The 12132-nt window shown below is 50.3% G+C and carries 12 protein-coding genes and 1 pseudogene; 8 read left to right on the forward strand and 5 right to left on the reverse strand.

Annotated features, from left to right (window positions below; translation table 11 throughout):
* Positions 1 to 54 precede the first annotated feature (54 nt).
* On the reverse strand, positions 55 to 1308 hold the full coding sequence (locus tag H6585_10235) for a tyrosine-type recombinase/integrase (GenBank protein MCB9448710.1): 1254 nt from the start codon (positions 1306 to 1308) through the stop codon (positions 55 to 57).
* Between the two features lie 755 nt (positions 1309 to 2063).
* On the opposite strand from H6585_10235, the gene H6585_10240 reads away from it, so the two are divergent.
* The 7 genes and pseudogenes from H6585_10240 to H6585_10270 all read left to right on the forward strand — a co-directional run bounded on the left by H6585_10240 (position 2064) and on the right by H6585_10270 (position 7366).
* On the forward strand, positions 2064 to 2825 hold the full coding sequence (locus H6585_10240; GenBank protein ID MCB9448711.1) for a YHYH protein: 762 nt from the start codon (positions 2064 to 2066) through the stop codon (positions 2823 to 2825).
* A 10-nt stretch (positions 2826 to 2835) separates the two neighbouring features.
* A complete protein-coding gene (locus H6585_10245) occupies positions 2836 to 3378 on the forward strand; it encodes a toxin-antitoxin system YwqK family antitoxin (GenBank protein ID MCB9448712.1) in 543 nt (180 codons plus the stop codon).
* Positions 3356 to 3997 carry an SCO family protein gene (locus H6585_10250; protein ID MCB9448713.1) on the forward strand — a complete coding sequence of 214 codons (642 nt, stop codon included), beginning with the start codon at positions 3356 to 3358 and terminating at the stop codon, positions 3995 to 3997. Before H6585_10245 ends, H6585_10250 begins: the two co-directional genes overlap by 23 nt.
* A 133-nt stretch (positions 3998 to 4130) precedes the next feature.
* The gene (locus H6585_10255) at positions 4131 to 4448 is read left to right on the forward strand and encodes an Abi family protein (GenBank protein MCB9448714.1); all 318 of its coding nucleotides are present in this window, start codon (positions 4131 to 4133) and stop codon (positions 4446 to 4448) included.
* A gap of 24 nt (positions 4449 to 4472) precedes the next feature.
* A pseudogene (locus H6585_10260) lies at positions 4473 to 5527 on the forward strand (IS3 family transposase).
* Positions 5528 to 6061: 534 nt separating this feature from the next.
* The gene (locus tag H6585_10265) at positions 6062 to 6694 is read left to right on the forward strand and encodes a hypothetical protein (protein MCB9448715.1); all 633 of its coding nucleotides are present in this window, start codon (positions 6062 to 6064) and stop codon (positions 6692 to 6694) included.
* A gap of 12 nt (positions 6695 to 6706) precedes the next feature.
* Complete coding sequence (locus H6585_10270) at positions 6707 to 7366, forward strand: T9SS type A sorting domain-containing protein (protein ID MCB9448716.1); 660 nt, start codon at positions 6707 to 6709, stop codon at positions 7364 to 7366.
* 68 nt (positions 7367 to 7434) lie between these two features.
* On the opposite strand, the gene H6585_10275 is transcribed toward H6585_10270, so the two are convergent.
* The gene (locus H6585_10275) at positions 7435 to 8142 is read right to left on the reverse strand and encodes a hypothetical protein (protein MCB9448717.1); all 708 of its coding nucleotides are present in this window, start codon (positions 8140 to 8142) and stop codon (positions 7435 to 7437) included.
* A 293-nt stretch (positions 8143 to 8435) separates the two neighbouring features.
* Here H6585_10275 and H6585_10280 point away from each other — a divergent pair, with 293 nt between their 5' ends.
* Positions 8436 to 9062 carry a hypothetical protein gene (locus H6585_10280; protein MCB9448718.1) on the forward strand — a complete coding sequence of 209 codons (627 nt, stop codon included), beginning with the start codon at positions 8436 to 8438 and terminating at the stop codon, positions 9060 to 9062.
* Here H6585_10280 and H6585_10285 read toward each other — a convergent pair.
* The 3 genes from H6585_10285 to H6585_10295 form a co-directional block, all read right to left on the reverse strand.
* Positions 9059 to 10759, reverse strand: coding sequence for an AarF/ABC1/UbiB kinase family protein (locus H6585_10285; GenBank protein ID MCB9448719.1), 1701 nt, complete (start codon positions 10757 to 10759; stop codon positions 9059 to 9061). The genes H6585_10280 and H6585_10285 overlap by 4 nt on opposite strands.
* A gap of 2 nt (positions 10760 to 10761) precedes the next feature.
* Positions 10762 to 11121: a phasin family protein gene (locus H6585_10290; protein MCB9448720.1), complete on the reverse strand. Its 360-nt coding sequence runs from the start codon at positions 11119 to 11121 to the stop codon at positions 10762 to 10764.
* 245 nt (positions 11122 to 11366) lie between these two features.
* Complete coding sequence (locus H6585_10295; GenBank protein ID MCB9448721.1) at positions 11367 to 12032, reverse strand: hypothetical protein; 666 nt, start codon at positions 12030 to 12032, stop codon at positions 11367 to 11369.
* Positions 12033 to 12132 lie beyond the last annotated feature (100 nt).

Raw genomic sequence — 12132 nt, forward strand, 5'->3', positions numbered from 1 at the left:
GACCTGAAAAGACATCACTATCAGTATCTTACCTAAAGCAGACAGATATCTTCTCTATACATTTACTATCAGTTCATTCGCATCATCGAGCACCTTGCTGTCAAAGCTGTCCAGATAAACCTCCGTTGTTTTCAGATCACCGTGCCCAAGGCTTTCACCGATGACTTCGGTGGGTATGCCTTTTCGTTTGGCAATGGATGCCCAGGTGTGCCGGATCACATAGGTGGTTAGATTTATTTCCGGTGCACCGATCAGTTTGGCGATTTTCCTGAAACGCCTGTTGTAACGGTTCCGTTTCTGGTTGTAGGTGTCCAGTCCGGTTTTAGTGTTCTCAAATCCGATAGGGAAGACATAATCTTCCGGTGCTTTGTCTTTTAGCTTGTAGTCATTCAGTATCCTGACAGACTCATCCGTCAGTTTGATGGAAAAGTCTTTGTTGTTTTTGCTCCGGGTATAGATGAGCCTGCCCTCCACCAGTTTGTTACCCTTGTATTTGGTGTCAATGATCTGCTTTGCTTTCAGCTTGGCCAGATCCACAAAGTTCATCCCCCGGTTGTTGAACATGAACAGGAAATAGTTCTGTGCGTTCCAGTCTGCTTCGCCTTCCCTTGTTTCCTTGTCAAATTTCAGCTCCCGCACTTTTCCGATGATGTCCTGGCTCACCGCCCGCTTCTTTGTCTTTTTTGTTTTGATGGAGAAGTTTTTGAAAGGTTCAGCAGTGTAGCTTTCCAGTTCCCTGTTGGCTGCATTGAGAATAGCCCGTAATGTTTTCAGATAAATGCTGATGGTGTTCACCGTATTTCCCTTGCTGAGTTCTGCTGCCTCAAAGTCTTTCAGGAAGGTGATGTCTATTTCATTCAGTTGCAATCCTTCTTTGTCCCAGAAGTTCAGAGCAGACCGTACTGACCGGTCATATATTTTGGCGGTGCCATGGTTTCCGGCTTTTCTTTTCCTTTCAATAAGCACATCAGCCCATTCCCTCAAAGTCATGGCGCTTTCCCTGCTTTTCCGGTTGGGATCATACGACATGATGAGTTCCTTTACTTCATCAGGACTTAGCAGATCAATCTTTTCAATATTCTCAGAAATAGCCTGATTCGCTCTGGCCAGTTCATTACCCAGGTAAGCATTTACCCTTCCGGAGTTGGGATAATTTTTCACTCTGTTGCCAGCCCACTGATTTTCCTTGCAGGAATATTTTAGTTTAATTTCCTTGGAGTTCCGGTTATGGACAATCCTCAACTTTATTCTATATTCGCCATTCTTATTGGCCCTTCGGGTATCGAGAAACAAATAGGCAGAAGTCATGGTTTTTGAGTTAAATTTGGTAAAAATCAACGCTTGGCTAATTAACAAAATTTTCAAGCAATTTTCAAGCAGAAAGTGGTTTATTTTGGTTTCCGGTGAATTGTAATGAAATTAAAAAAACTCAAAAACCATTGATAATAAAGGGTTTTAGGAATAAAATGACAGATTTAAAAACAGTAGAAAACAGTAATAAACATGCCTGTCACGCAGGAGGTCGCGAGTTCGAGTCTCGTCCGGACCGCTGAGATGAGCCCTTTCCGTTTGGAGAGGGCTTTTTTTTTGATGCACCCCATCCGGTAGTTCAGTTGGTTAGAATGTCCCGCAAGTAATGCGGGAAGGTCGCGAGTTCCCTGCCTGCCGATGCACGGGCCTGGGCGACGGCAGGCAGGGAGTCTCGTCCGGATCGCCTTCGCCCGCCATAGCTTTAGCAAGGGCGTTTTTTTTATGGAATGGGCTTATCCGTGGCGGACAACCAATCCCAACGGGATTGAAAGTTTATAGGCGATTGCATGTGTACGATGATGTACGACCCCAACGGGGTCGCAGCATTTTCTGACGTTCGTGTTTTCTGTAAACGTTGAATCCCGATGGCATTCTTTCATCCGTCAATGGATGTTTATCCTTCATCGTTTACAAAAAACAAAGCTACCTGCCGTCACAAGGGTCTGCGCAACGACGTCTTTGTTGATCCATCCCCCCCATTTTTCCTCCCCCGCAACCTCTCCTCCCCTATCACAGTATACAGGTCAAAATTGATGCGCATGAGAAAACTTGCTTTCCTATGGATGGCCCTCACATTTGTGGTTGTTTCCTGCAAAAAGGAAACGGACGACAATGACAATAACAGCAACACCTCCACCGAGGTTCCGGCCGTGTACAAAAAGATTTACGGAGCCACCGACATTTATATCGAAGGCGATTATGTGGTGATCAAAACCAAGGGCCGTCCGGATCATAAAAGTCCGTATTACAAAGACACCCAATGGGAAAGTTCCCTGTACGAAGCGTACAATGGCAACAACAGCGCTTTTGCGATCAACCCCAATCGCATCAGTGAGCAAAACATGACCTACAAAATACCGAGGAACCCGGCGGTGAACGCAAACCATGAGGCCACGCCACTCGGGGCCATGGGCGTTGCACTGAACGGTGTGGCTTTCTATAACCAGTATGCCGGTCCCAACAACCAGCAACTGACCAGTGAGATCAATTCCTTTGACCAGTATGACGGCCACCCTCAACAACAGGGGCAATACCACTACCACGTTGAACCTTACTATCTGACTGCCAACAGCGGTGAAGATGCACTCCTGGGATTTCTGCTCGACGGGTTTCCGGTATATGGCCCGAAAGAGAACGGACAAACGGTGAACGACAATGACCTGGATGAATTCCACGGCCATACCGGTGTTACCGCTGATTATCCCGACGGTATCTACCACTACCATATCACCGCCACCGACCCATACATCAACGGGAATGGCTATTATGGCACCGCGGGTACGGTATCTCAATAAGGTATTCCTATTGGCAGTCCTCTTCTGGTCTGCCTGCAAGTTGCACAGCCCTGAACCCGACCTTTCGTGGTTCAGGGCTGATACTTTGCAGCTGCAACCTTCAGGCGGTATTTTTTATTTTCACGGACATCCGTTTACCGGTCGCGTGTTTTCTTGTTACAAAGGCGCAAATGATACGTTGGAGGTGCAGCAATACCTTCACGGCAAAGAGCATGGTGCCTGGAAGAAGTTTTTTCCCGACAATCATCTGCAGGAAATCCGCTATTTCAGCCATGGAAAGAAAGAAGGCATGTACGAAACATGGTGGAGCAACGGACAGAAAAGGCTGTCGTACCAATTTGAAAACGATGAATACGAAGGCGCATGCCGGGAGTGGAACGAACGGGGTTTGCTGATCAAAGACATGCACTATGAGAAAGGGCATGAGGCGGGATTGCAACGTGTATGGTACGACAACGGCAAGATCAAATCCAACTACCAACTGATCAACGGCCGGCGGTACGGACTGCTGGGCACAAAAAATTGTACAAATGTGGGTGATAGCATTCAGTAAGCGTGCATCGGTTGCAGCAGCCGTTGTGCTGCTGCTTGCCTCCTGCGAGGAAAAGCAGGTCGGACTTCCTTACTACGACACACCGGATTTCACGCCGCTGTTCAACGACACCGCACACATCACCCCCCACCGCCTCGCCGACTTCTCATTCACCGATCAACACGGCGATACCATCACACAGGCTACCATCGAAGGCAAGATCCATGTGGCGGATTTCTTTTTCTCCAGCTGCACAAGCATCTGTCCGGTGATGACCCACAACATGTCTACGATCTCCGACACGTTCCGTGATGACCCCGGTGTGGTGCTGTTGTCCTACAGCGTTACACCCTGGCTCGACAGCACGGCCCGGCTACATGAATTCGCAGAAGGTTACCACATCACCGACCCGAACTGGCACCTGCTCACCGGCAGCCAGTCGGCCATTTATGACCTGGCACGCAAATCCTACTTCGCCGAGGAAGACATCGGCTTTGCCAAAGACAGCAGCGAGTTCCTGCACACAGAGCATTTCATCCTGGTGGATAAAAACAAGCGCATCCGCGGCATCTACAACGGAACGCTAAAGCTGGAGATCGTGCAATTGATCAAAGACATCAGGGCATTGAAGGAAGAGTAGGGGAAAAGCTTCTTCTTTATCCATATATCGTACTTATGTACTTTGGAGAATTTCCAAATTACTTGTACTTTTACAAGTAATAATACCCGCCACGCCTCTGCTTGCAAGCGCACCCGGGCGGGTTTTCCTTTTTATGGAATATAAAAAGCCCCCCTTAAGTGTTACAGACCAGCTTTTCTTGCTAAAATCAAGGGGGTTGTGTATTGCAGACCAATCAAGAGCTGAGCATTATCTTTCGAATATCAGTTATTATAGATTGAGGGCTTATATGGTGCCTTTTCAAGTGGTTGATGACCACAATCATAAGTTTACCCCAGGAATAACTTTTGATCATGTTTTAGATCTGTACGTATTTGATCGGGAACTACGTTTGCTGGTGTTTGATGCTATTGAAAGAATTGAAGTAGTGAAGACTTCCCTAAAAAACGTAGCGAATAAAAATAGAAATTAGTCGCTAACTTTAACAGGGAACAAAATGAAGAAGAGCAAATTCACCGAGAGCCAGATTGTAAGCATTCTCAAGGAGCAGCAATCGGGCAAAAGTGTCAACGACATCTGCCGGGAACACGGCATCAGTCAGCCCACGTTTTACCAGTGGAAGAGCAAGTACTCCGGGCTTGAAGTCAACCAACTCAAACGGTTGAAAGAACTGGAGAGCGAACTGGCCCAATACAAGAAGATCGTAGCGGAGCAGACCCTGCACATCACCGTACTGAAAGATGTGATTGAAAAAAAGCTCTAGGGCCTGCCGAGAAGCGCGAGCTGATCGGTTATGCAAATCATCAACATAAGATCAGCATCCGGCAGGCCTGTGTGTTGTTTACCATCCAACAGTCGGTGTATTACTACCACCCCAAACCCAAGGACGATCAGATGATCCGTGACCGGTTGGCGGAACTGGCCGAGCTGCATAGCCGCTGGGGCTTCTGGATGATGCACCACCGCTTACGCAACATGAACTACATATGGAATCATAAACGGGTATACCGCATCTATACAGAGATGGGATTGAACCTGCGCCGCAAAACAAAGAAGAGACTTCCACTGCGGGTGAAAGAACCGCTGCTTCAGCCACTGTATTCGAATGTAACCTGGAGCATGGACTTCATGCATGACGGATTGTACAATGGCATCAAGTTTCGCTCCTTTAACATCATTGATGATTACAACAGAGAGGTGCTCAATATCACCATTGACACCAGTCTGACCAGCAAGCGGGTGATCCGCCAATTGGATCAATTGATCGCCTGGCGGGGAAAACCTGAACGCATTAGGGTAGACAACGGTCCGGAGTTCATTGCCCAGGCCATGGAGGAATGGGCTGAGAGAAGAGGTATCCAGATGAAGTTTATAGAGAAGGGAAAGCCCCATCAGAACGGATATGTGGAGCGGTTCAATAAAACCTACCGGGAAGAAGTATTGGATGCTTTTTCGTTCACCCGACTGAAAGATGCACAGCTGTTGTCCCACGCATGGATGTGGATCTACAACAATGAGCGTCCGCACTCATCATTGGGATATAAGACGCCAGTGGCTTTTGCCCAGGAACGTCTTCGAGGCTACGCCTCTTCGACGTTCCTGCCCGATCAACAATCTGATTGGAAATCGTTAGTTTTAACTGCTACGAATTAAGGGGAGTCTTCAATTCTCGTCTATGGAATAGAACACTTACAATTCGTCCGATGCTTCCGAATGTAACCCTGCAACCCTGGTTGCGGAAGGAGTCAGATGTGTTGGGCGAAAAGTTATACGCGCTTCTTTGTTGCATCTATTACTTATTGAAGGTGGTTAACCCCACAACATCATTCAAATATAATCTGCAAGACCTTATCGGTCGCTATCCGGAGATTGAAATTGTTCGAATGGGATTCACTGTTGATTGGTTATCGGAGCCTCTTTGGATGTAAGCAAAATTCATGTTCTATTATTCTTTAGAGGCACCCGATCAGGGCCTAACAGAACGCCCCTGAAAATATGGTGTTAGGCTTTTGTAATGTCTTTAGATGAAAGTTCCCTACCCGTCTATTTACCTATATTTACCCCACAAACCACAACACACCACCTATGAAAAAAGCTTACTCTTTTGTATTTGCCACCTTGTTCCTGGGCAGTGCCATGGGCCAAACGCTGAAGGTTGCCGGAAGCACCAATGCCTCCGGTGGCGTCACCTGCTTTTACTATGATTCAAAGGATGACCTGACCTATGTCGTCGGATCATTGAGCAGCGCCGACGGAAACCCCGTAAAAGGCGCCGCCGCATGGAACGGCACCGGCTGGACCGCCATCGGCGACCCGACCACCCTCGGAACCACCACGTACATGAATGACCTCGTGCGTGTGAATGACACCCTGTGGACCATCGGTATCGGTATTACGCTGGATGGCCAATACCCCGGCCGCACACTTGCGTACTGGAACGGCACCGACTGGGTGGCCAGCGGCTATGGTATTTTCGGTAACAGCCACTTCCTGGCCGGACTGAATGGCCGCCTGTATGTGGGAGGAAACATCAGCGGCGGCATGCCGGTGGATAGCAGCATCTCGGCATACGAGAGCCTGGGCAAGATGGCCTACTGGAATGGCCACAAACTTGTTGCAGACACCGCCTATAATTCTGCCTATGACAATCCCGAAGACATCATCGAATACAATGGGAAGATCTACGCCAATGAACGGGCCTTCGACGGAAACACCTAGTCAGACTGGGGCGTGAACCTGTCCAACGGCTCGGCGCAGATCAAACGGATGTTCGTGCACAAGGGAAAGCTGTACCTCTCCATCGAGCACAGCACCAACAACTACATCCTGCAATACGACGGTACCACCATCGATACCATTGCAGATAACATCAGCCACAATGTAACCGACATGGCATCCATGGGCGATAACCTGGTGGCATGCGGTAACTTCAATAATTTCGACGGCAATGCCATTGAGGAAGTGGCGATCTGGGACGGCAACAGCTGGACAGGCATCGCTGATCTTCTGGGAGGCAATGTGAACACCCTCGGTCATTTCAACGGTCAGTTGTTGCTGTCGACCATTGAAGGTCACCCGATCTACAGCGACGCTGTGCAAGCCAACGTGGGCTCGGTAGCCACCTTCGGCGACCCTGTGGTGACGTCGGTGCTTTCGGTGTCACGCGAAAACGGCATGGCTTTCCCGAACCCCAACAGCGGCACCTTCATGCTGACCGGCATCACCGGAAAAAGCACGGTGAGCGTGTACAATCTGGTGGGTGAAGAAATGAAACGCATGGAAGTGAACGCCAATGCAACCGTTACCCTCGGCGATGTTCCCGCAGGTATGTACCTGGTGCGGGTGCAAACCGGAGAGCAAGTACGCATGGAAAACATCGTGGTTGAGTAAACCCTAAGAATGATAGGAAAGCCCGGTCGTGTATCACGGCCGGGCTTTTTACTTCCGCTATTCCGGTTTCACTGCAACACAACCCAAGGTTCCAGCGTGTCTCCCACGCCGAAGTTGTTGCAGTCGAGCGGATGCGCATCACGCAAGGCTTTCGAAATGATGAAATCATCCCGGGTAGTCGCACCCCTGGCAATGTATTGCTGGAACAAAGTTTCCGACATCACATCGAAGTAGGAAACCAGTCGCCCCTGTTTGGTGGGGTCGTTCACAAGAACGGCGATGTCTGAATAGGTTTGATTTCCGTAATGATGGCCCAGCGTTTCACCTTCGTTCACGTGGTCACCGATGGCAAAGGACCTGGCGGGCTGGATGTGAAAGATCTGGAAACGGAATGCCGGATGGGCATCGGATTGAATTTCCAGCTTGGTGCCCATGGATTCAACATCCGCCCGGGTGATTGTTCCTGCCACCGGCGCCACAATCTCCAGGGCCGACCAATCCGTGGTAGCCAATGGTTCGAAGTAGTGTTTCATGCTTCGGCAATGCTCGAATGCATCGGAATAATCATGGCCAACGGATGAACGGAATTTGGATATGCGGTAGATGCTATCAAGTCCGATGTAGTTGGTGGTTACGAATTGGGGGATGCCTTGTGTGTCGATGTCCCAGGTGTCTTCCTGGTCGGGAGGGGTTTCGTCGTCATCCTTTTTTTTGCATCCGGTGATGATCGTCAGCAGGAGGAAAACATGCAAGGCTGTGCGGAGGACGGGCTTCATGGGGCTGGGTTTATGTGATGGTTCTGTGGAAAGGGTGTTTTTGGCTTTCCATTTTACAAAGAAGCGCCGGAAACGGGCAGGGAACCATGACGTACGTCACTCCGCTTCTCCGCCCGTTGGTAAATGTCTTTCAATCTCATGGTGTCACCTGTTTCTTTTTCTATTTGGTCTATGTGCCTATGTGGTTCAAGGGAGGCTTGACATAAGTTTCCCCACACCTGACGGATGTCATCGCAATTACGGATCCTATGCCCCAACTTTACTTCCGGTTATTCACAAAAACCCCAATCAACATGGAAACAAAAACCAAACAACCCGATACCTCCAAGCTGAAAGAGGAAATCATCGAACGCATAGAAAAGGCCCAGGCCGAACTTGAGGAACTTCGCGTGCAGCTTGCACTTGGCAAAGCGGATGCCCTGGAAAAGTACGACGAAGCAAGGAAGAAACTGAACCACTACCTGGCCGAAGTGAAGGTACAGCTCGACAAAGGTAGCGAAGCCGTCTCAGGGAAATGGGATGCGCTGCGTACCCGTCTCGCGGAGTTGAAAGACAAGCTGGAAGACACCCGCACCGCCAGCCGGGAAAACTTCGATCGCCAGAAGGAGAAGCTCGACAACACCCTGGAGTCGCTGGCCAAGGCCATCCGTGAAGTGCCGGTAACGGAAACCACCGCCAGGCTGAAAGATGAAGTGGAGAAGTTCAAGGTGAAAACGGAAATCCTGCGTGTTCGGCTGCACCTGGGTAAACTGGAGGCTGAGGAGACCATGCAGGCACAGAAGAAGAAGCTAACTACGAAAATGTCGGAAGTGCGTGCATCATTCCAAAACAAAAAGGAGGACTTTACCGGGAAGTGGGATGCTTTCAGTGATGAAATGGAACAAGCCTACGCCCACATTAAACAGGCATTCGCCCGCTAATTGTCGTGGTCTCCTTTGCGGATGTTCCGCAGGAGACCCAGGCCGATGAGCGCCGCCAGTACGAGGCCGATCACACCCAGGACCGGAACATTGTTCCACCTGGGTGGAATGCCTGCCACAATAATCAGCGCCGATCCGATGATCAATGCCGAGATGGTCATGGCGGCCACCACCTGTTTGCTGATCCGGTTGAGCGTGTGTACCAGCGGGTCGATCCCTTCGTGTTGCAGCTCCACTTTGACTTCCCCTGCATTGATTTTCCGGATGGCACTGCGAATGTCCCTGGGAAATTCTTCCAGGTAACTGCTGGATTCATACAGGGTGTTGGCCAATCGTACACCGAACTTCAGTGGATTGTAACGCTTGGCGATGATTTTTGCCATGTAGGGTCTGGCTGCCCTGGCAATGTGCAGATCGGGATCCAGTTGCTTGATCACGCCTTCCAGGGATACCAGTGATTTCGCGAAGAGATAGAAATAGGTGGGAACTTTGAGTTGATGGCGGATGATGACCTCCTTCAGTTCCACGATCATGGCACTCATTTCATTCTGGTGCATCTCCCGGATGGCGTAGCTTTTTACGAATTCGTCGAGGTCGGATTCCAGGGCCCGCTGGTTGCGGATCACCACGTCGTCTGACAGCTGACGGAAGGAACGAATGATGCGTCCGACGTCTTTCGCTTTGATGGCGAGCAGCATGTTCCCGAGTTGTACGATGTCTTTGTGCAGGATGCTGCCCATCATGCCGTAGTCGATGAAGCAGATCACATTGTCCGGCATGATCAGGATGTTACCCGGGTGTGGGTCGGCATGGAAAAAGCCGTACTTGAAAACCTGCTTCAGCCATGCATCCAGCAGGCGCCTGGCGATGATGTGCTTGTCGAGTCCGTTCTTTTCGAGTTCATCCAGGCGCGATACCTTGATGCCTTCAATGTATTCAAGTGTAAGGATCTTGCGTGTGGTATACTGCTTATAAACCTTGGGTGAGTATACAAAGCCGTCGTCATGCTTGTCGGTACGGAAGTGGTTGTTGAAGCGTTGCAGGTTGATGGCTTCGTGGATGAAGTCCATCTCCTTTTTGATGCTTTGTTCGAAGTGGTTGATCAAACCTTCCGGGTCGAAGCTTTTGATGGATGGTTTTCGTTTGACCAGCATGCCCACGATCTGATGCATGATCTTGATGTCGGCTTCCACCGTTTCCCTGATATCGGGGCGCTGGATTTTGATCACCACCTCTTCTCCCGACTTCAGCGTGGCGCGATGTACCTGCGCGATGGATGCGGATGCCAGGGGAGCCGGGTCAATCCGTTCGAAGATCTCGTCCGGTTTCCTGCCCAGTTCTTTTTCGATCACAGCGGTGATGTCTTGCCGGGAAGGCGCGATGTGGTCCTGTAATTTTTCCAGCTCTGCGATCAGCGGAGCGGGGAGCAGGTCGGGCCGGTTGCTGAGAATCTGCCCGAACTTGATGAAGGTGGGGCCCAATTCCTCACATACCATGCGCATTTTTTCCCACTGGGTGTGATGGATCGCATGCTCATACGTTTTGTGGGGCACCAGCTTGCTCAACATCGGGAAATGTTTCTTTGTTCCGATGTGGGCCACCAGGTCCTGAAACCCATACTTCGTTAGCACCGCAACGATGCGGTTGTACCGGCGAATGTGGCTGCGACGGTTATCCAATACGTCCAGTAGTGCCATGCTTATGCGGAGGGTCTTGACATCTGGGCAATGGTTTCCCTGAGCTTGTCGACTTCCTGCTGCATGCGCTTCAGTTCGTCGGTGTGGGCGATATGGAGCTTGCGATAGGCTTGGCCTACCATCTTCTCAATGCGTTGTTCAAGTTCGGCTTCCGCTTCAGACATCTTCTCCCGGATCTTGTGCGCCAGGCTGTCTTCATCCGGTTCTTCCTCGTCGTCTTTGTGCAGCAGGTCGCGCAGCACCTCTTTGCCTTTGGATGCATAGCCGGACAATTGCTCCCTCAACTCCTCGTCTTTCGACAGTACATACAGCGTGCTGCCAAGGGAGGCCAGTTCAAGCAGGGTTTTGGTTTTTACCTTCATGGGTGTGCATTTTAGACAAAAATACACGGGCTTGACAAGGGAAATGCATAGGCTATGTCATGACCGGAGATGATAAATGTCAGGTTATGCAGTCGCTCGGTCCATTTATATATGGTGGGAAGCCGCGTGAGGGATTGAAGCGGTTATGCCGGGATGGGCAAGAGGCGTTGGACGGATAAAAGCGGAAAGCCCGACCTGAGCGCGGAGGTACGAAGCGTGAAGGGCACGCCCTGAATAAAAATGATTTAGTTCGCTATGGCGCTTTCAAGGAGGATGGGGGCGTTGGTGTCACTCACATCAATCTTGAGCCATCCGAAGCCCATTCCGGATTTTACCAGTCCCAGGTAGGCAACACCTTTTGCATCGTACCAGTCGCCGAACGGGGGTGTCATGCCGTTGTTCGGGTTCAGTTGCCAGAGTTTGATGGGGTTGGCGGTTTTGTCTTTCCAGAGGCTGTGGGTATCAATGCGATCGTTGTATTCCAGTGGGGATGCGAAGGTGGCTGTTGAGGTATGTCCAAGTCCGGTCGGGTAGGATGCCTGGTATGCGGCCACGGACCATCCGTCAGCCACTTCCACATAGAAGTAAGGGTAGGGGTTGGGTGTGGAGCCATTCAGCAGGTGCAGGCTGTCGTTGTTCAGCACCGAAAGTTCGAACCGCAGGTCGATGACGCCGTCGCCGTTGATATCGAGCGAGTCGGTGGCGTGTCCGTAAAGGTTTACCGAATCCCATTGGATGGTGAAAGTTCCGGGCGGGGAAAAGACCTGGTGAAAGAAGGTTGTGGCGTCGTACACACCGGCGTATACTTCTACGGAATCTCCCGGTGTCACATCCGGATCATCTTTGTCTTTTTTACAGGATGAGAGTCCGGCGATGGCACAGATGAGAACAAGAGGAAGGATGTGGCGCATGGGGTGCAAAGGTTTTAGATTCTCAACGCCAAAGATAGCCCATTGGTATACCTGTTCGCAAACCTGCTCGAATAAACAGTCAGCTCGTCCGAATAAACAA

Source organism: Flavobacteriales bacterium, from assembly GCA_020635855.1.
Taxonomy (GTDB): Bacteria; Bacteroidota; Bacteroidia; order JACJYZ01; family JACJYZ01; genus JACJYZ01.

Bases quoted from the DNA above. Each gene is read 5' to 3' on its own strand.
- H6585_10235 (MCB9448710.1), bottom strand. From the start codon at position 1,308: ATGACTTCTGCCTATTTGTTTCTCGATACCCGAAGGGCCAATAAGAAT.
- H6585_10240 (MCB9448711.1), top strand. From the start codon at position 2,064: ATGCGCATGAGAAAACTTGCTTTCCTATGGATGGCCCTCACATTTGTG.
- H6585_10250 (MCB9448713.1), top strand. From the start codon at position 3,356: ATGTGGGTGATAGCATTCAGTAAGCGTGCATCGGTTGCAGCAGCCGTT.
- H6585_10255 (MCB9448714.1), top strand. From the start codon at position 4,131: ATGGAATATAAAAAGCCCCCCTTAAGTGTTACAGACCAGCTTTTCTTG.
- H6585_10265 (MCB9448715.1), top strand. From the start codon at position 6,062: ATGAAAAAAGCTTACTCTTTTGTATTTGCCACCTTGTTCCTGGGCAGT.
- H6585_10275 (MCB9448717.1), bottom strand. From the start codon at position 8,142: ATGAAGCCCGTCCTCCGCACAGCCTTGCATGTTTTCCTCCTGCTGACG.
- H6585_10280 (MCB9448718.1), top strand. From the start codon at position 8,436: ATGGAAACAAAAACCAAACAACCCGATACCTCCAAGCTGAAAGAGGAA.
- H6585_10285 (MCB9448719.1), bottom strand. From the start codon at position 10,759: ATGGCACTACTGGACGTATTGGATAACCGTCGCAGCCACATTCGCCGG.
- H6585_10290 (MCB9448720.1), bottom strand. From the start codon at position 11,121: ATGAAGGTAAAAACCAAAACCCTGCTTGAACTGGCCTCCCTTGGCAGC.
- H6585_10295 (MCB9448721.1), bottom strand. From the start codon at position 12,032: ATGCGCCACATCCTTCCTCTTGTTCTCATCTGTGCCATCGCCGGACTC.